Raw genomic sequence first — 22,813 nt, forward strand, 5'->3', positions numbered from 1 at the left:
CGCTGAGGTCCGCCCACAGAAGGCCTGGGGCTAATCCAGCAACCGATGCAGCTTGGCGTACTGCAACAGCATGATGGTCTTGCCGTCGCAAATCTCTCCGGTCTCGATCATGCCCAGGGCCTGGTCGAGGGACAGCTCCAGCACTTCGATTTCTTCACCTTCTTCTTCCAGGCCACCGCCTTCGTGCTGCTTGTCTTCGTCAAAGTACTCGCCGACGAAAAAATGCAACCGCTCAGTCACCGAACCCGGGCTCATGAAGGCTTCGAACACCTTGCGCACGTCCTGGATGATATAGCCGGTTTCTTCCTGGGTTTCCTTGCGGATACAGGTGTGCGGGTCGTCGTTGTCCAACAGGCCGGCGCAGGTTTCGATCAACAGGTCATCGTGGCCATTGACGAAGGCCGGGAAGCGGAATTGCCGGGTCAGTACCACGGTCTGCTTGGCCTTGCTGTACAGCAGGATGGTGGCGCCGTTGCCACGGTCGTAGGTCTCGCGCGTCAGCTCGCGCCATTGGCCGTTGCGACCGAGGTAGTCATAGGTGGTCTTGCGCAGCACGTACCAATTGTCCGAGAGGACTTCGACGTGCTTGATGCGTACGCGATCTTTGGTGCTGGTTGCCTGTGTCATTTGCCCACTCCGTTCGGGACCAGTGGTCCACTTTGAAAACTCCATTCGCACCTCTTTCATACCCACAAAAAAACTCACGATGGCCCATCGTTTTTTCTAGTTCGACAAAATCTGCCCGCTCATTAAATCTTCGACCAGCCCTGAGCCTGCGGGGGTTCCATCCATAAAAAAACAAACCAGACGAGAATTCCTCATGGGCATCAATCTGAAATTCGGGCACAAGATTCTTCTGGGTGCCTGCGTCATTGTGATGGCGGTATTCCTGTCTTTCTCGTTGTTCAACGACCATCGCCAGCAAGCCAGCACCCGCGAAGCACTGCACCGCAACTTACAAGCCACCGGCCAGTTGCTAGGCGCGAACCTCGACAGCTGGCTGGCCGGTCGGATCCTATTGATCGAAGGTGCCGCCCAAACCATCGCCGCCAATCCCACCCCGCAGACCATTGGCGCGATTCTCTCCCAGGACATCATTACAAAGACCTTCATCGCCAGCTACGCCGGCCTTGAAGACAGTCGTTTCTTTATTCATCCCGACCGGGTAATGCCCGACGGGTACGACGTTCGCCAGCGCGCCTGGTACAAAGACGCGGCGCGTACCCTTGAACCGGTGCTGACCGAACCCTACATCGGTGCCGGTATTGATTATCTGATCATGACCCAGGCGGCTCCGATCAAGGTCAATGGCAAGGCCGTCGGTGTGCTGGGTGCGAGCCTGAGCCTGGAGCAGCTCGCGAAAATCATCAATGCCGTGGACCTCAACGGCATAGGCTATGCCTTCCTGGTCAGCGACGACGGCAAGATCCTGGTGCACCCGGACAACACACTGGTGACCAAGACTCTCACACAAGCGTTCCCCGAAGGCCCGCCGAGCATCAACAACGCCTTGAATGAAGTGCAGGAAAACGGCCGAACACGGATCGTCACGTTTACGCCGATCAATGGCCTACCCTCATTGCACTGGTCCATCGGTCTTTCGGTGGATAAAGACAAAGCCTACGCCGCACTCCACGAATTCCGCACCTCGGCGCTGGTCGCCACATTGATCGCCATGCTGGTCACGGTCGGTTTGCTAGGCCTGTTGATCAACGCCCTGATGCGACCATTGCGCAGCATGGGCTTGGCCATGCAATCCATCGCCGATGGCGAAGGCGACCTGACCCAGCGCCTGCACAGCCTGTCCCGGGATGAGTTCGGCATGATGGCGGGAGGGTTCAATCGCTTCGTCGAACGTATCCAGCAATCGATCCGGGAAGTCCTGGCGTCCAGTATCCAGCTCACCCAATTGGCGGCACAGGTCAGCCAGGCGTCAAACGCCTCCCTGAAAAGCTCTGACACTCAATCGGCCCTGACCCATAACGTCGCCACGGCAATCAATGAGCTGGGGGCCGCGGCCCAGGAAATCGCCCGCAGCGCCGCCCATGCGTCAAGCCGCGCCTCGGATACCCGGGATCAGACCCAGGAAGGCCAGTCTGTGGTGCAGCGCAATATCAGCGCCATGTCGCAGCTCTCGTCGCAAGTGGTCAATACCCGCCGGGACATCGAAAGCCTTAATGAAAAAACGCTGAAGATCGGACGTATCCTCGACGTCATCAAAGGCATCTCCGACCAGACCAACTTGCTGGCCCTTAACGCCGCCATCGAGGCCGCCCGCGCCGGGGATGCCGGACGCGGTTTTGCGGTGGTCTCGGACGAAGTACGTACGCTCGCCCATCGCACCCAACAATCAGCTCAGGAAATCCACAGCATGATCGAGGAGCTGCAAGCAGGTGCTGGCAGCGCCGTGAGCGCCATGCTCGAAAGCCAGCGTCACAGCGACGACAACGTCAGTGCCGCCAAGCTCGCGGGCGAGCGACTCAATCGCGTGCTGCTGGGCATCGGCGAGATCGACGAGATCAACTTGTCCGTCGCCACCGCCACCGAAGAACAGACCTCAGTGGTGGACAATCTGGATCGCGACATCAGCCACATCAATGACCTGAACCAGGAAATGGTCGGCAATTTGCAATCCACCTTGCGGGCCTGCACCGAACTGGAAAACCAGTCGCGCCGCCTGCAACAAATGGTCAACACCTTCAGAATCTGAACATCATTGGAATCGGGTTGGCGGGACCCGTGGCAATGCTCGTTTGTGGGCCGTTTTGAGATAGGCACGTTCGATGATCTGTCGCGCCTGAGGCGACACTTCTTCACCCATCAGATACGCATCGATTTCCTCGTAGCTGCAGCCATACGCCACTTCATCCAACTTGCCGGGTGCCAGGTCTTCCAAGTCCGCGGTCGGCGCCTTGCGCACCAGGTACGCGGGGGCACCCATCGCGTCGGCCAACCCTCTCACCTGAGTCTTCGTCAGCCCGGACAACGGTGCCAGGTCGCACGCGCCGTCGCCGAACTTGGTGAAAAACCCCATCACCGCCTCTGCCCCATGATCGGTGCCAACCACCAACCCGTTGCTCAGATTGGCAATAGCGTATTGCGCCAGCATCCGTGCCCGGGCCTTGGCGTTGCCTTTGGCAAAGTCGGTGAGCTCGGCCGAAGGCTGCAAGCCATCGATTTCGATACTGCCCATCAGCCCGTCGACACACGCAGCGATGTTGCTGGTGGTGATCGAGTCCGGGCGGATGAAGTCCAGGGAAGCCTGGGCGTCTTGTTCGTCCGCCTGGGCCTTGTACGGCAGCCGGACGGCGATAAATCGCGCCGCGTAGTCTTCACCCCGCAGTTGCTCCACCGCGAGCTGGCATAGACGGCCGGCGGTGAGCGAATCGACGCCGCCACTGATACCCAGGACCAGGGACTTGCAACCCGACGCGCGCAATATCTGCTTTATGAATTCGATGCGGCGGGCAATCTCGGTTGCTTCGTCGCCCCGGGTGAGTTGGCGGTCGATACCCAGTTCCCGGGCAATGCGGTCTTGCGCAAGCGTAGTCATATCAGGCTCCCAACTGTGGATTGATCAGGGCAACGTTGAACACTTGGGCGGCGTACCGCAGAAACGAGGCATCCTCGCAGACGTTCTTGATCGGATCGTCGGAGAACTTCACCACCGGCTCGCCGTGGACCCGCACCAGTTTCATGACGATGCTCAGCGGTTCGACACCGTCGACATCGCAGGCCAGGCTGGTGCCCATGCCAAAACCGAATTTGGCCTTGCCGCGAACATGACGCAGGATCGGCAGGCACTTTTCGAAATTGAGGCCATCAGAGAACATCAGGTCCTTGGTACGTGGATCGATGCCCAGTTCCTGGTAGCGCCCCAGCACCTTGTCAGCCCAGACAATCGGGTCACCGGAATCCTGGCGCAGGCCGTCATAAAGCTTGGCGAAATACAGGTCGAAATCCTTGAGGAAGAAGTCAGTGCTGATGCAGTCCGTCAGGGCGATACCGAGCCGGCCGCGATACTCGTGCACCCAGTTTTCCAACGCTGCGTTCTGGCTCTCGCGTAACCGCCCCAGTTGCTGGTGCACCATCAACCATTGGTGAGCCATGGTGCCGATCAGAGGCAGATCGAACTCGTAGGCCAAGTGAGCGTTACTGGTGCCGACAAAGACCCCGGGGAAATCGCTGCGCATCACATTCACCACTTCACGCTGGGCCCTGAACGACAGGCGCCGCCGGGTGGAGAAGTCTGAAACGCGAAACTCGGCGAGCTCTTCACGACTGGCATTTTTCTCCAGCCATTCGAACTTCTGGTACAGCTTGCGGGTGACGTCGGCCAACTCGACTTCGGGGTATTTCTCGCGGTTGCGCAGTTCGCTGACCATTGCCAACACCGGTTGCTCGAACATGATGCAGTGCAGCATCGGCCCACGGACGCGGATGTGCAGTTGGCCGTCGACTTCCGAAACATGTATGTAGCGCAAATTGAAGCGAAACAGGCCGAGAAACTGTTCGAAGTCCGGTGTCAGGTACTCACGGAAACGCTTGTTGAACAGAAACCGCTGCTCCCCCTCGCGCAGCTGCAGCCCGGCGAGCTTCTCCAGCTCCACACGAATGTCCGGGATCAGGTGACCGAGCCGCTCTTTGGAACGCACGATGAACTGGTATTCCACCTCGACATTCGGGTGCTGGTGCAAGACCGCCTGCATCATGGTGAAGGTGTAGTAGTCGGTATCCAGAAGGCTCTGGATGACGCCGTTGCTTGAATCGTATGCACTGTCCATGGTTCGTCCTTATGCGTTTGCCAGGCGGATGGTTTCTTCGCGAGTCGCGGCAACCGAAATGCCTGCTTGCTGCATGTCGTGAATGGCTTGAAGAGCCCCCTCCTCACTGATGGCCCGGCAGGCCGGAAGGTGAATGATCACTTCGAAGCCGGCGGCGGCCAGTTGCAGCGCGGTGGTCTTGACGCAGAAATCCAGCGCCAGCCCACCGACAATGACCTGCTCCACACCCAGACTTTTGAGGTACTCGATCACCCCGGTGGACAGCTTGCCGTGCAGGTCGTGGTAGCAGGCGCCGTACGGGTGCAAATCCGGCTCGACACCCTTCCAGACGAAATAGTCGTAGTCGTAGGGGGTCGGCAGTTGATCCAGCAAAGCGAAACCTTCGGTACCAGGAACGCAGTGGCTGACCCAGGTGATGTCGGCGTGCTCGAGCCCGGTGGGCACGAACATTTGCGCGTGATCGGCGACTACCCACGGGGCCAGGGGCGTATGGGCGTCCTTGCTGCCGATACGGAGGCTGGCCAGGGACGCGATGAAATTCAGCTCGCCGCCAATCTGGTCACCGCCCGGCACTGGAAGCTCATCGGGGCATAGCGGCGTGAAGCTCTTTTGCGCATCGACATCGAAGGAAGCGGTTTTCCGGGTCAGGCTGTTCATGCTGGGTTTCTCCTCTTCATGGCCACGAGAGTACATAAGATGTACTTTCATAACAAGCCACTCGCAGAAAATATTTTTGCTGATCCTTCTCTAATCAGTGCCTATGGCTTAGCTAACAGTTGATTTTCACCAGAAAGATTTTACTGATAGAGTACATGTCATGTACCAATAGAGGATAAGCCATGTTCGAGATAGCCCTTTATGGCGGTGCCTTCAACCCTCCTCACGCCGGTCACGCCCAGGTGATGATCGAGGCCTCATGCCAGGCCAGACGCGTGCTGGTGGTCCCCAGCTTGCGGCATCCCTGCGGCAAGCAAATGGTTGACTATGAGGTGCGCCTGAGCTGGCTGGAATCGATCGTCGAGAAGGTTCAGCCGCTGTGCCGCGCCGAAGTGCGGGCAAGCCGGGTGGAACAGGTCGTGGCCCGTGGCGTTGAAGGCGCAATCTACAGCTACACCCTGCTCGCCCACCTCGCCGACAGCCTGGCCCTGGACGGCAAGCGGATCGCGTTGGTGGTGGGTCGGGATGTCGCGGATCAGCTGCCGACCTTCTATCGCGGCCAGGAATTGCTGGAGCGTTTTTCCATCCTTTGCGTGGAGGAAAAGATCCACGTGCGCAGCACAGGGGTTCGCGAACGACTGGCCTTGGGCAAGCCGCTTCCCATCGACTGGATGGCACCCGGCATGAACCCGTTAAACTATGACCTTTACGCTACCCACGGAAATCGACATGCCCACTAACACAGCCCCCGCGCGCGATTATCTGCACACCATCGACCTCTGTGTGCTGCGCTTCTGCCGGGAGACCCAGGCTCTGGAAATCCTCCTGAACCGACGGGAAGCCGAGCCGTTCACCGGTCATTGGGCCCTGCCCGGGATCGTGGTCAATGGTGGTGTCGAAGACCTCACACTGAACGACGCCGTGGAGCGCCTGCGTCATTCAAACAAGGTCGGCATGCCGCTGGCCTGGATCGAACAGGTGGGCACCGTCGGCGACGCATTCCGCGATCCACGCTGCTGGTCGTCCTCGACGTTCTACCTGGCGATTGTCAGCGATGCGGTCCAGCTCGCCGAACACCAGGGATTTTTCCCCCTCAAGGACGTCGCTGACGCCTCGATCAAACTTCCTTTCGATCACAACAGCCTGGTGGCGGCTGTCCAGGAGCGGTTGTTGTCCAAGGCCCTCTACAGCAGCCTGCCACTGATGTTCCTGGGTCCGGAATTCAGCGCGCCGGAAGCGGTGAATATTTTCTCCGTGGTGCTCGACCGCCCGGTGCTCAAGACCAGCATGCGCCAGCGGTTGCTGAAGATGACCGAGGCCGGTTACCTGCAGGAAACCGGTCGCAAGAAAAGCGGCGAAGGCGGCCGCCCGCAACGCACGGTGGAAAATCTCAAACCGGGTAGCGTTTACCTGTTTGATCGTTGTTTTCTGGAGTAGCGCTTAGCGGGCAAGCGCAAATGCTGGCGCCATCCGCTCCTGCTCATTAGAGGAAATTCCCAGATAGCGCGCGACTCTGGGCCATTTCCTGACTACCCCCTGGAATCTCTCGATGGTTTGTCTGGCATCGTCAGCAGACACGCGGAAGTAGCCGGCCACGCTCATTGCCAAATCAAGGTCTATGGCGTTATCTGCCTCTGAAACGTTGAGCCTCAAGCCAGTGTCGCCAGGGACAGGGTTCATGTCATATGCAGGCGAAAGACGCCAACCGCGCCCTGGCACTAATAGGAAGCCATGGTTTCGTAGATGATCGTCAGTATTCGAAACCAGCATGTTGAAGACTATTCTTCGCCAAAGCTCGCGAAGATCTGCTTCGGGTGCGGCACCCGCCCTTATCAATACCTCTGCAATCTCCAGATAGCTTGCCCCTGTCTCATGCCCATCACCATCCTGGTGCTCCGTCAGGGTCATCGCTGAAGCAAAGTGAAGTCGCCCACCCTCTGCTGTTCTGTCAAAACGCTTAACCATGAAACAGTGGTGATCACTTGCGTATCGTTGCGCTCTTCCTTCGGCAACATATAGCTCACAGCCTTGGGCCAATGTGTTGACGACCATCTCCCAAGCGCCTACGTCGTGGGTATCTCTATTACTGGGGAACTTTCCTATCCAGAGAGCGTGATCGTCATCTACTACGCTTGCCTTGGGCCTCGCTCCACCCAGGGAGCCACCTGGGGCAATGAGCATTCGAATCCAGTCCTGACCCTGAGCCCCCCGATCCTCTCCAGCTTCAAATCGACGCGAAGCCTCTTCAAGCTCACGCATGCGGGCCATGGGTGGGGCGGCTTGCTCCACATGGTCATCAAGGAACTCTCCCTCTTCCTCGACTTTGAAACGCAGTCCCCCTACCCGGTAGACGTCGTGGACACCGATGAGGTAGTCCGAGTCAAATAGCCGTGCGTCCTGCGGTACAACTCCTGCTCTTTTATCCCGCTCCAAGCGACGATCCATCAGCAGTCGCCCCCATCGATCAGGTGAGGAGTCCGATACGCACCCAAAGCAATTTCTCGCTGGATATTGCCGTCCTTCGTAAGGCTGAATCCGAGGGTCGATGGCGATTTGAGTGTGGATGGATTGAAGAACAGCCCGCGCGTATTCAAATTCCATACGCTCGGATCCTGCCAATCTGCGGGAATGAAGGGTCCCAAGCAGTACCGGTGCTGTTTCATCCCAGTCTGCGTAGACGAAAATCCTTTCAGGCATCGTCGTCCCCTAAAAGTTTCTTGGCCAGTTCAGAGCTTGTCTGGCTCCGACTGTCAGCGGCTGGCGATGTAGAAATATTCTCTTTCGCTGAAACGCTGACCAGGTTGTTCCAATGAAACTCACTGGGCAGCCGTACTTTTGGCTTGATGTGCTCGACCGCAGAGCGCCCTTTCAACTCAGCATCTTGCAGATCACGGCCTAACTCATCTGTGCGTGCGAGCAATTCGAGGTCCTTCTCCAACCCCAAGGCTACTAGCACTGAAACGTAGGCGCCGATGGTCACAGCGGGGCTGCCACTCTCCAGCGCTCTCAACGTGGGGGCGCTCATGCCTGCCCGCGCCGCCATTTGCGCCGCCGTTATCTTACGGCGCTTACGAGCCAGCTCAATGCGTTCACCAAACTGGCGCAGGAGCCGCTCGGCTGACGGCATGAGGGGTGCGGTTTTTTTAGGCATGGCTGTATTTTTTCAATTTCTGCATGAATTTGAAAAAATACTAGCATACATCTCTCCTAGATCTGCTCGGAAGGGCAGCTTATGAAAGTATTTCTTCAAAAAATAGCGCTAAATAAAAAAATACTTTGTATAGAGACTGTGCTTGCTAAATCGAAGGGATCAGCCCAGACGTTACTGGCCTGACGGCTAAGGCGACGGCAGGAGTAACACGCAGCGGCGTGGTTACCCCAGGCTCGACAGTACGGAGTGTCTGGTTTGATGATCGGGTTTAGCAGCGCTAAACCCGAAAGGACTTATTACTTGGAATCAGCAGGGACGACTCACTCCACCGTCACAGACTTCGCCAAATTCCGCGGCTGGTCCACATCCGTGCCCTTGAGCACAGCAACGTAGTACGACAGCAGTTGCAGCGGGATGGTGTAGAGGATTGGCGACAGGATGTCGTGGATGTGTGGCATGTGCACCACGTGGGTACCTTCGCCATTGGTCATGCCGGCCTTTTCGTCAGCAAAGACAATCAACTGGCCGCCGCGGGCGCGGACTTCCTGCAGGTTGGACTTGAGCTTTTCCAGCAGCTCGTTATTCGGCGCGACGGTGACGACGGGCATGTCGTTATCCACAAGCGCCAGCGGGCCGTGCTTGAGCTCGCCGGCCGGGTAGGCCTCGGCGTGAATGTAGGAGATTTCCTTGAGCTTCAAGGCCCCTTCCATCGCCACCGGGAATTGCGCGCCACGGCCGAGGAACAGGGTGTGGTTCTTCTCGGCGAACAGCTCGGCGATTTTTTCCACGGTGCTGTCCATGGCCAAGGCTTCGCCCAGGCGGGCAGGCAGGCGACGCAGTTCTTCCACCAGCTTGGCCTCGACGCCTTCACCCAGGGTGCCGCGAACCTGGCCCAGGGACAGGGTCAGCAACAGCAGGCCCACCAGTTGCGTGGTGAACGCCTTGGTCGACGCCACGCCGATTTCACGACCGGCCTGGGTCAGCAGGGTCAGGTCGGACTCGCGCACCAGCGAGCTGATGCCGACGTTGCAGATCGCCAGGCTGGCGAGGAACCCCAGTTCCTTGGCATTGCGCAGGGCGGCCAGGGTGTCGGCGGTTTCGCCGGACTGGGAAATGGTGACGAACAGCGAATCGGGCTGCACCACCACTTTGCGATAGCGGAACTCGCTGGCGACTTCGACCTGGCACGGGATACCCGCCAGTTCTTCCAGCCAGTAACGGGCGACCATGCCGGCGTGATAACTGGTGCCGCAGGCCACGATCTGCACGTTGCGGACCTTGGCGAACAACTCCGCCGCCTGTGGACCGAATGCCTGGACCAGGACCTGGCTCTGGCTCATGCGGCCTTCCAGGGTGCGTTGCACCACAGCCGGTTGTTCGTGGATTTCCTTGAGCATGAAGTGGCGGAACTCGCCTTTGTCGGCAGCTTCGGCACCGTCGCGGTATTGGACGGTCTCACGTTCCACGCTTTTGCCGGCCAGATCCCAGATCTGCACGCTGTCGCGGCGTATTTCGGCGATGTCGCCTTCTTCCAGGTACATGAAGCGATCGGTGACCTGGCGCAGCGCCAACTGATCGGAGGCCAGGAAGTTTTCCCCCAGGCCCAGGCCGATAACCAAAGGGCTGCCGCTGCGGGCCGCCACCAGGCGATCGGGTTGTTTCGCGCTGATGACCGCCAGGCCATAGGCACCGTGCAGTTCCTTGACGGTGGCCTTGAGGGCCACAGTCAGGTCCACCAGGTCCTTGAGCTTGTGATTGAGCAAGTGAGCGATGACTTCAGTGTCGGTGTCCGAGCTGAACACATAGCCGAGCGCCTTGAGCTGTTCACGCAAAGCTTCGTGGTTTTCGATGATGCCGTTGTGCACCACCGCCAGGTCGCCGGAAAAGTGCGGGTGAGCGTTACGCTCGCATGGCGCGCCATGGGTGGCCCAGCGAGTGTGGGCAACGCCAAGGCGACCGATCAGCGGTTCGGCCTCCAGGGCCTGTTCCAGCTCGCTGACCTTGCCTGGGCGACGCATGCGCTCGAGCTTCTCGTCGTTGGTGAACACCGCTACACCGGCGCTGTCGTAGCCGCGGTATTCCAGGCGCTTGAGGCCCTCGAGCAAGATTGCAGTGATGTTGCGTTCAGCAACGGCGCCGACAATTCCACACATGCTATTTCTCCTGGCTGACAGGCGCGCAGATCAAGGTGATGCCGCGGGCCTGAATCTGATCGCGGGCCTCTACGGGCAGGCGATCATCGGTAATAAGGGTATGGACGCTGCTCCACGGCAGCTCCAGGTTGGGAATCTTGCGGCCGATCTTGTCGGCCTCCACCATCACGATCACTTCGCGGGCCACCTCAGCCATCACGCGGCTCAGGCCCAGCAGTTCGTTGAAGGTGGTGGTACCTCGAACCAGATCGATGCCGTCGGCGCCGATGAACAGCTGGTCGAAATCGTAGGAACGCAGGACCTGCTCGGCCACTTGGCCCTGGAACGACTCGGAGTGAGGGTCCCAAGTGCCGCCGGTCATCAACAGCACCGGCTCATGCTCCAATTCGCTCAAGGCATTGGCGACATGCAGGGAATTGGTCATCACCACCAAGCCTGGCTGTTGGCCGAGTTGAGGAATCATGGCCGCCGTAGTGCTGCCGCTGTCGATGATGATGCGCGCATGTTCGCGGATCCGCTTCACAGCGGCCCGGGCAATGGCGAGTTTGTACTTGGAGACGGTCTGCCCGTTATCGGCCACCAATTCCTGCGGCATTGGCACCGCGCCACCGTAGCGCCGCAGCAGCAGGCCGTTGGTTTCCAGGGCGGCGAGGTCCTTGCGAATCGTAACTTCCGAGGTTTCGAAGCGCTTGGCCAGTTCATCCACACTGACCTCACCCTGCTCCTGGAGCAAGGCAAGGATGTTGTGCCGGCGTTGTGGCGTGTTGCGTTTCGACATGGCGGGATAAGTTTCGATTCGAAAGATAACGTAAGCAATCAAAACCTATTGGAGCGATATCGTCAAGGCGCAACAAGAAAAATTCAGAAATATCCTAATGAAATGTGGGAGCGAGCCTGCTCGCGAAGCGGTGAGTCAGCCAATACTGCTCTTCTGACCCACCGCTTCGCGAGCAGGCTCGCTCCCACAGGGGAATGTGGATAACTTCAGGGTTTCTTGATTTTTTCTGGTCGCTTCCAACCATCGATATTGCGCTGGCGAGCGCGTCCAACCGCCAATTGAGCGTTATCCACATTCTGCGTGATGGTCGAACCGGCCGCCGTGGTGGCACCGCTGGAGATATCCACAGGCGCGACCAAGGAGTTGTTCGAGCCGATGAACACGTCTTCGCCCAATACGGTTTTCCACTTGTTGGCGCCATCGTAATTGCAGGTGATGGTGCCAGCGCCAATGTTGGTGCGGGCGCCGACTTCAGCGTCACCGAGGTAGGTCAGGTGCCCGGCCTTGGCGCCTTCGCCCAGGTGAGCATTCTTGAGTTCGACGAAGTTACCCACATGGGCACGGGCCTCCAGCACAGAGCCTGGCCGCAGGCGGGCAAACGGGCCGGCGTCGCTGCCTTCGCCCATGATCGCACCGTCGATATGACTGTTGGCCTTGATCACCACGCCTTTGCGCAAGGTGCTGTCCTTGATCACACAGTTCGGGCCGATCACCACGTCGTCTTCGATGACAACCTTGCCTTCGAGGATGACGTTGATATCGATGACCACGTCGCGACCCACGCTGACGTCACCGCGCACATCGAAGCGGGACGGATCGCGCAGGGTCACGCCTTGGGCCATCAGCCGGCGGGCGGCGCGCAATTGATAGTGGCGCTCCAGCTCGGCCAGTTGCCGGCGATCGTTGGCGCCCTGCACTTCCATGGCGTCCAGCGGCTGCTCGGTGGCGACGACCAGGCCGTCAGCAACGGCCATGGCGATCACATCGGTCAGGTAGTACTCGCCCTGGGCGTTGTTGTTCGACAGACGACTCATCCAGTCACCCAGGCGTTCAGCCGGCACGGCAAGAATACCGGTGTTGCCCTCGGTGATCGCGCGCTGGGCTTCGTTGGCGTCCTTTTGCTCGACAATCGCCGTCACCTGGCCGTCGGCGTTACGCACAATGCGGCCGTAACCGGTGGGGTCATCCAACTCGACAGTCAGCAGGCCCAACTGCTGTGGCGCGACATGCTTGAGCAGGCGCTGCAAGGTCTCGACTTCGATCAGCGGCACATCGCCGTAGAGAATCAGCACTGTATCGGCCGTGATGAACGGCACGGCCTGGGCCACGGCATGGCCGGTGCCCAGTTGTTTGTCCTGCAGGACGAAATTCAGGTCATCCGCCGCCAGGCGTTCGCGTACCGCGTCGGCACCATGGCCGATCACCACGTGGATGCGCTGTGGATCAAGTTGCCGCGCGCTGTGGATAACATGGCCGAGCATGGAATTGCCGGCTACCGGGTGCAATACCTTGGGCAGCGCCGAACGCATGCGGGTGCCTTGACCGGCCGCGAGGATAACGATTTCGAGAGACATGACTGGCTACCAATCCTGGGTGGTCAGCGGCTGCGACCAGATGATGAGTGTCGGAAAAATGAAAAAAGGGTAGCCGAGGCTACCCTTTTTAATCAATCGCACAGAAAGCAGACGGCTTAGCCGCCGAACTTCTTGCGGATCTGCTGGACGGTGCGCAGCTGGGCTGCGGCCTCGGCCAGACGTGCAGCAGCAGAACCGTAGTCGAAGTCTGCGCCTTTTTCGTTCAGGGCCTTCTCGGCAGCCTTGACGGCTTCCTGAGCGGAGGCTTCGTCCAGGTCGGCAGCACGTTGCACGGTGTCGGCAAGGACCTTGACCATGTTCGGCTGAACCTCGAGGAAACCACCGGAGATGTAGAACACCTCGGTTTCCCCGCCCTGCTTGATCAAGCGGATCGGACCCGGTTTCAGATTAGTGATCAGCGGTGCGTGACCCAGAGCGATACCAAGATCACCCAGCTCACCATGCGCAACCACCATCTCGACCAGACCGGAGAAGATTTCCCCTTCCGCACTGACGATATCGCAATGGACTGTCATAGCCATCTGATTGCCTCAACCTAAATTAGCGCCCGTTGCCGGGCGCCGGGATTACAGTTTCTTGGCTTTCTCGATCGCTTCTTCGATGCCGCCGACCATGTAGAACGCTTGTTCTGGCAGGTGGTCGTAGTCACCGTTGAGGATGCCTTTGAAGCCAGCAATGGTGTCTTTCAGGGAAACGTATTTACCCGAGGCACCGGTGAAGACTTCAGCCACGAAGAACGGCTGCGACAAGAAGCGCTGGATCTTACGAGCACGGTTTACCAACTGCTTGTCGGCTTCCGAGAGCTCGTCCATACCCAGGATCGCGATGATGTCCTTCAGTTCCTTGTAACGCTGCAGCACGTACTGAACGCCGCGAGCGGTGTCGTAGTGCTCCTGGCCGATCACGTTCGGGTCCAGCTGGCGCGAAGTCGAGTCCAGTGGGTCAACCGCTGGGTAGATACCCAGGGAAGCGATGTCACGGGACAGAACGACGGTGGCGTCCAAGTGGGCGAAGGTGGTCGCTGGCGACGGGTCGGTCAAGTCGTCCGCTGGTACGTATACCGCTTGGATCGAGGTGATCGAGCCTTGCTTGGTCGAAGTGATGCGCTCTTGCAGCACGCCCATCTCTTCAGCCAGGGTCGGCTGGTAACCTACTGCCGAAGGCATACGGCCCAGCAGTGCGGATACTTCGGTACCGGCCAGGGTGTAACGGTAGATGTTGTCGACGAACAGCAGAACGTCGTTACCTTCGTCACGGAACTTCTCGGCCATGGTCAGGCCGGTCAGGGCTACGCGCAGACGGTTTCCCGGCGGCTCGTTCATCTGGCCGTAGACCAGTGCCACTTTGTCCAGAACGTTGGAATCCTTCATCTCGTGGTAGAAGTCGTTACCCTCACGAGTACGCTCACCCACACCAGCGAACACGGAATAACCGCTGTGCTCGATGGCGATGTTACGGATCAGTTCCATCATGTTTACGGTCTTGCCTACACCGGCACCACCGAACAGACCGACTTTACCGCCCTTGGCGAACGGGCAAACCAGGTCGATAACCTTGATGCCGGTTTCCAGCAGCTCGTTGCCACCTGCCTGCTCAGCGAAGGTTGGCGCAGGACGGTGAATGCCCCAGCGCTCTTCGGTGTCGATCGGGCCAGCTTCGTCGATCGGGTTGCCCAGTACGTCCATGATCCGGCCCAGGGTCGCTTTACCGACCGGTACGGAGATGGCTGCGCCAGTGTTGTTGACGTCCAGACCGCGCTTCAAGCCCTCGGTGGAGCCCATCGCAATGGTACGAACCACACCGTCGCCCAGCTGCTGCTGAACTTCCAGGGTGGTTTCGGCGCCTTGAACCTTCAAGGCGTCGTAGATGCTCGGTACGCTGTCGCGTGGAAATTCCACGTCGATAACGGCGCCGATGATTTGAACGATACGTCCGCTACTCATAGCAGGATCCTCTGAATATTTGAACCGTTAAACCGCGGCAGCGCCGCCGACGATTTCCGAGATCTCTTGGGTGATCGCAGCCTGACGCGCCTTGTTGTAGATCAGCTGCAAATCGCTGATCAAATCACCGGCGTTGTCGGTAGCGTTCTTCATCGCGATCATCCGCGCCGCTTGTTCAGCTGCGTTGTTCTCGACCACCGCCTGGTAGACCTGCGACTCCACGTAGCGGACCATCAAGCCGTCGAGCAGCTCCTTGGCGTCCGGTTCGTAGAGATAGTCCCAGTGGTGCTTGAGTTCCTGTTCCGGGGTCGCCACCAGTGGAATCAACTGCTCCACGGTCGGCTGTTGCGTCATGGTGTTGATGAACTTGTTGGATACCACGGACAGGCGGTCGATCCGGCCTTCCAGGTAAGCATCCAGCATCACCTTGACGCTGCCGATCAGGTCATTGATCGACGGTTCTTCACCCAGGTGGCTGATAGCAGCGACGACGTTACCGCCGAAGTTACGGAAGAAAGCCGCACCCTTGCTACCGACCACGCACAGATCGATCTCGACGCCTTGTTCGCGGTTTACCGCCATGTCCTTGACCAGGGCCTTGAACAGGTTGGTGTTCAAGCCACCGCACAGACCACGGTCACTGCTCACCACAACGTAACCGACGCGCTTGATGGCGCGTTCGATCATGAACGGGTGGCGGTATTCCGGGTTGGCGTTGGCCAGATGACCAATCACCTGGCGGATGCGCTCCGCATAAGGACGGCTAGCAGCCATGCGCATTTGTGCCTTGCGCATTTTGCTGACCGCCACTTTTTCCATGGCGCTGGTAATCTTTTGCGTGCTTTTGATGCTCGCAATCTTACTGCGAATCTCTTTTGCGCCTGCCATGTAACACCTATCAGGTTAGCAAGCGGGAGCCTTGCGGCTCCCGCTGCGGCTTACCAGGTTTGGGTGGCCTTGAACTTCTCGATACCGGCTTTGAGGCCAGCGTCGATTTCGTCATTGAAGTCACCTTTAACGTTGATCTTGGCCATCAAATCGGCGTGATCGCGGTTGAAGAAAGCAATCAGCGCTTGTTCGAAGCTGCCGATCTTGGCGATTTCAATGTCAGTCAGGAACCCACGCTCAGCGGCATACAGCGACAGCGCCATGTCAGCGATCGACATTGGTGCGTATTGCTTCTGCTTCATCAGCTCGGTAACGCGCTGACCATGCTCAAGTTGCTTACGGGTCGCTTCGTCCAGGTCAGAAGCGAACTGGGCGAATGCCGCCAGTTCACGGTACTGAGCCAGGGCGGTACGGATACCACCGGACAGCTTCTTGATGATCTTGGTCTGAGCGGCACCACCCACACGGGATACCGAAACACCGGCGTTCACAGCAGGACGGATGCCCGAGTTGAACATGGCCGATTCCAGGAAGATCTGACCGTCGGTGATGGAAATCACGTTGGTCGGAACGAACGCGGAAACGTCGCCAGCCTGGGTTTCGATGATCGGCAGAGCGGTCAGGGAACCGGTCTTGCCAGTCACTGCGCCGTTGGTGAACTTCTCTACGTACTCTTCCGAAACGCGGGAAGCGCGCTCCAGCAGACGGGAGTGGAGATAGAACACGTCGCCTGGGTAGGCTTCACGGCCTGGTGGACGGCGCAGCAGCAGGGAAATCTGGCGGTAGGCCACTGCTTGCTTGGACAGATCGTCATAGACGATCAGCGCGTCTTCACCGCGGTCGCGGAAGTATTCGCCCATGGTGCAACCGGAGTACGGTGCCAGGAATTGCAGCGCGGCCGATTCCGAAGCACTGGCAGCCACGATGATCGTGTTGGCCAGGGCGCCGTTCTCTTCCAGCTTGCGAACCACGTTGGCGATGGTCGATTGCTTCTGACCGATTGCCACGTAGACGCAGAAGATGCCGCTGTTTTTCTGGTTGATGATCGCGTCGATCGCCAGAGCGGTCTTACCGATCTGACGGTCACCGATGATCAGCTCACGCTGGCCACGGCCGACAGGGATCATGGCATCGACAGCCTTGTAGCCAGTCTGTACAGGCTGGTCTACCGACTTACGCCAGATCACGCCAGGAGCAACTTTCTCGACCGCGTCGGTCTCGGTGTTGTTCAGCGGACCTTTGCCGTCAACAGGGTTACCCAGTGCGTCGACTACGCGACCCAGCAGTTCCTTACCAACCGGAACTTCGAGGATGCGGCCGGTGCACTTGGCGCTCATGCCTTCAGCCAGAGTCGTGTATGCGCCCAATACCACGGCACCTACAGAGTCTTGCTCCAGGTTGAGGGCCATACCGTAGACGCCGCCCGGAAACTCGATCATCTCGCCGTACATGACGTCGGCCAGACCGTGAATCCGCACGATGCCGTCAGATACGCTGACGACAGTGCCTTCGTTACGGGCTTGGGAGGTCACATCGAGCTTTTCGATGCGGCCCTTGATAATTTCACTTATTTCGGAAGGATTGAGTTGCTGCATTGCTCTGCTGCCCCTTCAAACTCAAGATTTCAATGCTTCGGCAAGTTTCGCGATTTTGCCGCGAATCGAGCCATCGATAACCAGGTCGCCGGCGCGGATTACAACGCCCCCTATCAGGGACTTGTCTTCCTCGACTTGCAGGCGCACTTCCCGGTTGAGTCGTGCACTGAGAACCTTGGCGAGTTTGTCTTGCTGTTCTTGGTTCAATGCGAAAGCACTGGTCACTTCCACGTCTACCGACTTCTCTTGCTCGGCCTTGTACAGGTCGAAAAGAGCGGCGATCTCCGGCAGAAGCGGGAGACGGTCGTTTTCGGCAACGACATGAATGAAATTCTGTGCCTTGGCATCGAACTTGTCGCCGCACACGTCAATGAACGTGGCGGCCTTTTCTGCGCTCGTCAGTCGCGGGGCCTTGAGCACGCGCTGCATGGTGTCGTCTTGCGACACCGCTGCTGCCAGGCCGAGCATGGCTGACCAATTGGCCAGTTGCTGGTGGGCCTGAGCGTGCTCGAAGGCCGCCTTAGCGTAAGGTCGGGCCAACGTGGTCAGTTCTGCCATGATCGCCCTCGCTTAGATTTCAGCAGCCAGTTGGTTTACCAGCTCTGCGTGCGCGTTTTGATCGATTGTGGCACCCAGGATCTTCGAAGCACCGCCAACGGCCAGGGCACCCACTTGGGCACGCAGCGCGTCTTTGACACTGTTGAGTTCCTGTTCGATCTCGGCTTGAGCCTGAGCCTTCACACGGTCAGCTTCGACGCGAGCCTGTTCACGGGCTTCGTCAACAATCTGGGTACCGCGTTTCTTGGCTTGCTCGATGATTTCAGCTGCCTGAGCCTTCGCTTCGCGCAGTTGCTGACCCACTTTCTCATGGGCCAACTCCAGGTCGCGAGCTGCACGGCTGGCAGCGTCCAGACCATCAGCGATCTTCTTTTGACGTTCGTGCAATGCCGCAATGACCGGAGGCCATACGAACTTCATGCAGAACAGTACAAAAATCAGGAACGCAACGGACTGGCCAATCAGGGTCGCATTAATGTTCACGCCAACACCTCGCAGTTACGTTGTCCATCACACCAATCTACTCGAGACATCCGAGTAATTAGCCAGCGATTTGACCAACGAACGGGTTCGCAAAGGTGAAGAACAGAGCGATACCAACACCGATCATGGTCACGGCGTCGAGCAGACCAGCCACGATGAACATTTTTACTTGCAGCATTGGAACCATTTCTGGCTGACGCGCTGCGCCTTCCAGGAACTTGCCGCCCAGCAGGCCGAAACCAATTGCGGTACCCAGTGCGCCCAGGCCGATCAACAGTGCAACAGCGATAGCGGTTAGACCAACTACAGTTTCCATCTTTCCTCCCGACTTTTACGTCGTATGGTTTAGGTTTTTTAGATTAAAGCGGTAAAACAAATCGTTTCTCAGCCCGGTTCGGGCTCCTTCCCGTTTGACCGGGAAGGACATCAGACTAGTCGAGACTGGCCTTAATGGTTTTCTTCGTGCGCCATCGACAGGTAGACGATGGTCAGCATCATGAAGATGAACGCCTGCAGGGTGATGATCAGGATGTGGAATACAGCCCACGCCCATTGCAGGACTACACCCAGGCCGCTGAGCCACAGCAGGCCGCTGCCGAACATCACAGCGATCAGGATGAACACCAGCTCGCCGGCATACATGTTGCCGAACAGACGCAGTGCCAGAGAAATTGGTTTGGCGATCAGGGTCACGAATTCCAGCAGGAAGTTCACCGGGATCAGCAGGGCTTGAACCAGGATGTTCTTGCTGCCGAACGGGTGCAGGGTCAGTTCGCCGATGAAGCCGCCGATGCCCTTGACCTTGATGCTATAGAAAATGATCAGTGCGAAGACCGAGAACGCCATGCCCAGGGTCGCGTTCGGGTCGGTGGTCGACACGGCGCGGAATGGGATGTGGTGGTCGCCGGAGATCAGGATGGCCAGCTGAGGAATCCAGTCGACCGGTACCAGGTCGACGGCGTTCATCAGAAACACCCAGACGAAGATGGTCAGTGCCAGCGGTGCGATCACCGGGCTACGGCCATGGAAGCTGTCTTTCACGCTGCCATCGACGAATTCGACCAGTACTTCAACGAAGTTCTGCAGTGCGCCGGGCTGACCGGAGGTCGCTTTCTTTGCCGCCATGCGGAAAAGAAGAACGAAAATCAGGCCCAGTGCGACCGACCAGCCGAGGGTATCGACGTGGAAAGCCCAGAAGCCCATTTCCTTGGCTTCTGCTGCGGAGTGGGCAAAGCCCCAGCCGCCGTTGGGTAGCTGACCGAAGGTCAGGTTCTGCAAGTGGTGCTGGATATAGCCCGAAGCGGTTGTCTCTGCCATGGTTGCCTCAAACGCCCTAAGGTCTCGAAAGTCTTGTTCTCATTAGCAGGGGAGCGAACCAGCTAACCAGTTGGGTCAGCAAGAAGACACCGAATACAGCCAGTGGTGCCAATGGCTTCACACCTGCGAACGTCAGCGCAAACAGCACTGCCGTCAAAATCAGTTTCCCCGCCTCGCCGGCATAAAAAGACCGGACGATAGCCTGGGCTGCTCGGGCGCCGGAAAACCGAAATGCCCTGTGAGCGAAGTAAATATTGGGGAGCAAGGCTATCAGGCCTCCGCAAAGACCTGAGTATCCGGCGACGACTCCTTTCCATTGCCAGAGCGCCAATGCGGCGATCAGTACAACGATGAACTGAGTCATCAAAACCGGGAAAACTGCCAGACGATGGAACGGCAAGCGGTTTGGCGTGCGGGTTTCCATCGCTTTTGCTCTCCAAGGGTCGGCCGCCATAATTCAATAACTTGGCATAATTTGTGCCGACAAAATGCGCGCAGAGTATAGGGGCGGTTCTGCCCCTATTCAACTGTCAGGTAGTGATTTCCGACTGCGCGCTACAAGAGCAATTGTTTCAGCGAATGTGTGCAAGGACACCTTGCAGTTCATCGAGGGAGTTATAACCGATCACCAGTTGCCCTTTGCCCTTCTTGCCGTGGCGAATCTGCACCGCAGAGCCCAGGCGCTCGGCCAGGCGCTGTTCCAGACGAGCGATATCAGGATCGATTTTGGGGGCTTCGACGGGGGCCGGTTTACCGCTGAGCCACTGACGAACCAGTGCCTCGGTTTGGCGCACAGTCAGACCTCGTGCGACAACATGTCGCGCCCCTTCAACTTGTTGATTTTCCGGCAAACCGAGCAATGCCCGGGCATGACCCATTTCCAGGTCGCCATGGGACAGCATGGTCTTGATGACTTCCGGCAACGCAATCAGGCGCAGCAGGTTGGCCACGGTCACGCGGGACTTGCCCACCGCCTCGGCGACCTGTTGCTGGGTCAGCTGGAATTCCTGCTGCAAACGCTGCAGGGCCACGGCTTCCTCGATCGGGTTGAGGTCTTCACGCTGGATGTTCTCGATCAGCGCCATGGCAATGGCGGTTTCATCCGGCACATCGCGCACCATGGCCGGGATGGTTTCCTGGCCGGCCTGCTGGCTGGCGCGCCAACGGCGTTCACCGGCGATGATCTCGAAACGCCCATTGGCGATCGGACGGACCACGATCGGCTGCATCACGCCCTGGCTCTTGATCGACTGGGCCAGTTCTTCCAGCGCCTGCGGGTCCATGTCTCGGCGCGGCTGGTATTTGCCGCGTTGGATCAGGTCCAGGGGCAGATGCTGCAACTCGCGCTGATCGGCCTGGACGGCCTGTTCTTCCAGCGAGCTGACAGTCGGACCGCTGAGCAGTGCATCCAGTCCACGTCCGAGACCTCGTTTCTTGACGGCCATGGGGTTTCCTTAAGTTGGCTGGGCTGCAGCGGTGCGTGGGTTACGGCGCTGACGGCGAACCATCTCGCCCGCCAGGGCCAGGTAGGCCAGCGCACCACGGGATTGTTTGTCGTAGGCCAGGGCCGGCATGCCGTAGCTCGGCGCTTCGGCCAGGCGAATGTTACGCGGGATGACAGTGTCGTAGAGCTGCTCGCCGAAGTGTTCCTTGAGCTGGGCCGAGACATCGTTCATCAGGCTAAGGCGCGGGTCATACATGGTCCGCAGCAGGCCTTCGACCTTCAGATCCGGGTTCAGCAGTTCGGCGATGCGCTTGATGTTATCCACAAGGTCGCTCAACCCTTCCAGGGCGAAGTACTCGCACTGCATGGGGATAATTACCCCATCGGCCGCCACCAGGGCGTTGAGGGTCAGCATCGACAACGACGGCGGGCAGTCGATCAGGATGTAATCGTAGTTTTCCCGGATCGGTGCCAAGGCGCTGCGCAGGCGGCTTTCCTTCATCTGCATTTCCAGCAACACCACTTCGGCCGCCGTCAAATCACGGTTGGCCGGCAGCAGTTGATAACCGCCGTGTTCGGAGAAGTGCATGGCCTGGCCCAGATCGCATTCGCCGATCAGGACGTCATAGATGGAGTTTTCCAGGCCATGTTTATCCACACCGCTGCCCATGGTGGCGTTGCCCTGTGGATCGAGATCGATCAACAGCACCCGGCGCTTGGTCGCGACCAGGGATGCTGCGAGGTTGATGCAGGTGGTGGTCTTGCCCACACCACCCTTCTGGTTCGCTATCGCGAATACCTTAGCCATTCTTGCTTGTGTTCCCAATCATGCCGTGCGGCGCAGTATCAGCAGATGGCGTTGGCCTTGGCAACCAGGTACGGCCAAGGCGTGTTCGCTATCGAGGTGGAAGTCTGCCGGCAATGCTACCAGCTCATCGGCCGGATGAACGCCCTTCATTGCCAGCCAGCGCGTATTGGCGTCGCCCAGGTGGCGAGTCCAGTTGCTGAAGTTCTCCATGCTGCTGAACGCCCGGGAGATGATCCCGTTGAACGGCTGCGCAGGTTGGAACGCTTCGACGCGGCTGTGGATAACTTGCAGGTTATCCAGTTTGAGTTCGAGTTTGACCTGGGTCAGGAAGCGGGTTTTCTTGCCGTTGCTGTCCAGACAGGTCACTTGCGAGCCGGGAAACAGGATCGCCAGCGGGATTCCCGGCATGCCACCGCCGCTGCCGACATCCAGCCAGCGACCGTTTTCGATGAAGGACATGACGCTGAGGCTGTCGAGCAAATGCCGCGAGACCATTTCATCCGGATCGCGCACGGCGGTCAGGTTGTAGGCCTTGTTCCATTTGATCAACAACGCCAGATAACCCAGCAGTTGCGCATGCTGGGCTTCGGTCAGGCTGACGCCGAGCTGACGGGCACCTGTGGATAACTCTTCAGCGTGTTGCGAGGTGACCATCGAAC

Annotated in this window: 24 protein-coding genes; 3 read left to right on the forward strand and 21 right to left on the reverse strand. The window is 58.7% G+C overall.

The window, feature by feature from the left end; all coding sequences use genetic code 11:
- Positions 1-30: 30 nt before the first annotated feature.
- Positions 31-627 (reverse strand): GDP-mannose pyrophosphatase NudK, encoded by a 597-nt coding sequence (gene nudK, locus DTP52_RS07840; RefSeq protein ID WP_109752815.1) that lies wholly within the window; start codon positions 625-627, stop codon positions 31-33.
- A gap of 193 nt (positions 628-820) precedes the next feature.
- Here nudK and DTP52_RS07845 point away from each other — a divergent pair, with 193 nt between their 5' ends.
- Complete coding sequence (locus DTP52_RS07845) at positions 821-2,710, forward strand: methyl-accepting chemotaxis protein (protein WP_109752816.1); 1,890 nt, start codon at positions 821-823, stop codon at positions 2,708-2,710.
- A gap of 3 nt (positions 2,711-2,713) precedes the next feature.
- Here DTP52_RS07845 and nadE read toward each other — a convergent pair whose 3' ends face one another.
- The 3 genes from nadE to DTP52_RS07860 are packed head-to-tail and all read right to left on the reverse strand — an operon-like array spanning position 2,714 to position 5,441.
- Complete coding sequence (gene nadE, locus DTP52_RS07850; protein WP_109752817.1) at positions 2,714-3,553, reverse strand: ammonia-dependent NAD(+) synthetase; 840 nt, start codon at positions 3,551-3,553, stop codon at positions 2,714-2,716.
- Position 3,554: 1 nt separating this feature from the next.
- A complete protein-coding gene (gene pncB / locus DTP52_RS07855) occupies positions 3,555-4,784 on the reverse strand; it encodes a nicotinate phosphoribosyltransferase (RefSeq protein ID WP_109752818.1) in 1,230 nt (409 codons plus the stop codon).
- A 9-nt stretch (positions 4,785-4,793) separates the two neighbouring features.
- Entirely contained in the window at positions 4,794-5,441 is a 648-nt protein-coding gene (locus tag DTP52_RS07860; protein ID WP_109752819.1) for a nicotinamidase, read from the reverse strand.
- Positions 5,442-5,623: 182 nt separating this feature from the next.
- Here DTP52_RS07860 and DTP52_RS07865 point away from each other — a divergent pair, with 182 nt between their 5' ends.
- Entirely contained in the window at positions 5,624-6,181 is a 558-nt protein-coding gene (locus DTP52_RS07865; RefSeq protein ID WP_109752820.1) for a cytidyltransferase, read from the forward strand.
- Complete coding sequence (locus DTP52_RS07870) at positions 6,171-6,878, forward strand: NUDIX hydrolase (RefSeq protein ID WP_109752821.1); 708 nt, start codon at positions 6,171-6,173, stop codon at positions 6,876-6,878. The genes DTP52_RS07865 and DTP52_RS07870 overlap by 11 nt, the downstream gene beginning before the upstream one ends.
- Before the next feature lie 3 nt (positions 6,879-6,881).
- Here the strand turns inward: DTP52_RS07870 and DTP52_RS07875 are convergent, their stop codons facing one another.
- The 17 genes from DTP52_RS07875 to rsmG all read right to left on the reverse strand — a co-directional run bounded on the left by DTP52_RS07875 (position 6,882) and on the right by rsmG (position 22,808).
- Positions 6,882-8,138, reverse strand: coding sequence for a type II toxin-antitoxin system HipA family toxin (locus DTP52_RS07875; RefSeq protein WP_109752822.1), 1,257 nt, complete (start codon positions 8,136-8,138; stop codon positions 6,882-6,884).
- Positions 8,131-8,592 (reverse strand): helix-turn-helix domain-containing protein, encoded by a 462-nt coding sequence (locus DTP52_RS07880; protein ID WP_109752823.1) that lies wholly within the window; start codon positions 8,590-8,592, stop codon positions 8,131-8,133. Before DTP52_RS07880 ends, DTP52_RS07875 begins: the two co-directional genes overlap by 8 nt.
- Positions 8,593-8,912: 320 nt before the next feature.
- A complete protein-coding gene (gene glmS, locus DTP52_RS07885) occupies positions 8,913-10,745 on the reverse strand; it encodes a glutamine--fructose-6-phosphate transaminase (isomerizing) (protein ID WP_109752824.1) in 1,833 nt (610 codons plus the stop codon).
- 1 nt (position 10,746) lies between these two features.
- Complete coding sequence (locus DTP52_RS07890) at positions 10,747-11,523, reverse strand: DeoR/GlpR family DNA-binding transcription regulator (RefSeq protein WP_106274775.1); 777 nt, start codon at positions 11,521-11,523, stop codon at positions 10,747-10,749.
- Positions 11,524-11,729: 206 nt separating this feature from the next.
- Positions 11,730-13,097, reverse strand: coding sequence for a bifunctional UDP-N-acetylglucosamine diphosphorylase/glucosamine-1-phosphate N-acetyltransferase GlmU (gene glmU / locus DTP52_RS07895; protein WP_109752825.1), 1,368 nt, complete (start codon positions 13,095-13,097; stop codon positions 11,730-11,732).
- Positions 13,098-13,213: 116 nt separating this feature from the next.
- Positions 13,214-13,639 carry a F0F1 ATP synthase subunit epsilon gene (locus DTP52_RS07900; RefSeq protein WP_058438442.1) on the reverse strand — a complete coding sequence of 142 codons (426 nt, stop codon included), beginning with the start codon at positions 13,637-13,639 and terminating at the stop codon, positions 13,214-13,216.
- A gap of 45 nt (positions 13,640-13,684) precedes the next feature.
- Positions 13,685-15,061, reverse strand: coding sequence for a F0F1 ATP synthase subunit beta (gene atpD, locus DTP52_RS07905; protein WP_003187186.1), 1,377 nt, complete (start codon positions 15,059-15,061; stop codon positions 13,685-13,687).
- Between the two features lie 27 nt (positions 15,062-15,088).
- On the reverse strand, positions 15,089-15,949 hold the full coding sequence (gene atpG, locus DTP52_RS07910) for a F0F1 ATP synthase subunit gamma (RefSeq protein WP_072397487.1): 861 nt from the start codon (positions 15,947-15,949) through the stop codon (positions 15,089-15,091).
- A gap of 50 nt (positions 15,950-15,999) precedes the next feature.
- Complete coding sequence (atpA, locus tag DTP52_RS07915) at positions 16,000-17,544, reverse strand: F0F1 ATP synthase subunit alpha (RefSeq protein ID WP_024777788.1); 1,545 nt, start codon at positions 17,542-17,544, stop codon at positions 16,000-16,002.
- A 21-nt stretch (positions 17,545-17,565) separates the two neighbouring features.
- Entirely contained in the window at positions 17,566-18,102 is a 537-nt protein-coding gene (locus DTP52_RS07920; RefSeq protein WP_003187192.1) for a F0F1 ATP synthase subunit delta, read from the reverse strand.
- A gap of 12 nt (positions 18,103-18,114) precedes the next feature.
- The gene (locus DTP52_RS07925; protein WP_003187193.1) at positions 18,115-18,585 is read right to left on the reverse strand and encodes a F0F1 ATP synthase subunit B; all 471 of its coding nucleotides are present in this window, start codon (positions 18,583-18,585) and stop codon (positions 18,115-18,117) included.
- 58 nt (positions 18,586-18,643) lie between these two features.
- Positions 18,644-18,901 carry a F0F1 ATP synthase subunit C gene (gene atpE, locus DTP52_RS07930; RefSeq protein WP_003097235.1) on the reverse strand — a complete coding sequence of 86 codons (258 nt, stop codon included), beginning with the start codon at positions 18,899-18,901 and terminating at the stop codon, positions 18,644-18,646.
- A gap of 131 nt (positions 18,902-19,032) precedes the next feature.
- Complete coding sequence (gene atpB, locus DTP52_RS07935) at positions 19,033-19,902, reverse strand: F0F1 ATP synthase subunit A (protein ID WP_003187195.1); 870 nt, start codon at positions 19,900-19,902, stop codon at positions 19,033-19,035.
- Between the two features lie 16 nt (positions 19,903-19,918).
- Complete coding sequence (locus DTP52_RS07940) at positions 19,919-20,326, reverse strand: F0F1 ATP synthase subunit I (RefSeq protein ID WP_109752826.1); 408 nt, start codon at positions 20,324-20,326, stop codon at positions 19,919-19,921.
- A gap of 148 nt (positions 20,327-20,474) precedes the next feature.
- On the reverse strand, positions 20,475-21,347 hold the full coding sequence (locus tag DTP52_RS07945; protein ID WP_060739912.1) for a ParB/RepB/Spo0J family partition protein: 873 nt from the start codon (positions 21,345-21,347) through the stop codon (positions 20,475-20,477).
- A 9-nt stretch (positions 21,348-21,356) separates the two neighbouring features.
- Complete coding sequence (locus DTP52_RS07950; RefSeq protein ID WP_003207100.1) at positions 21,357-22,154, reverse strand: ParA family protein; 798 nt, start codon at positions 22,152-22,154, stop codon at positions 21,357-21,359.
- An 18-nt stretch (positions 22,155-22,172) separates the two neighbouring features.
- Positions 22,173-22,808: a 16S rRNA (guanine(527)-N(7))-methyltransferase RsmG gene (gene rsmG / locus DTP52_RS07955; protein WP_178082472.1), complete on the reverse strand. Its 636-nt coding sequence runs from the start codon at positions 22,806-22,808 to the stop codon at positions 22,173-22,175.
- Positions 22,809-22,813: the final 5 nt, after the last annotated feature.

It is taken from the genome of Pseudomonas sp. 43mfcvi1.1 (genome assembly GCF_900115935.1).
Lineage (GTDB): Bacteria > Pseudomonadota > Gammaproteobacteria > Pseudomonadales > Pseudomonadaceae > Aquipseudomonas > Aquipseudomonas bijieensis.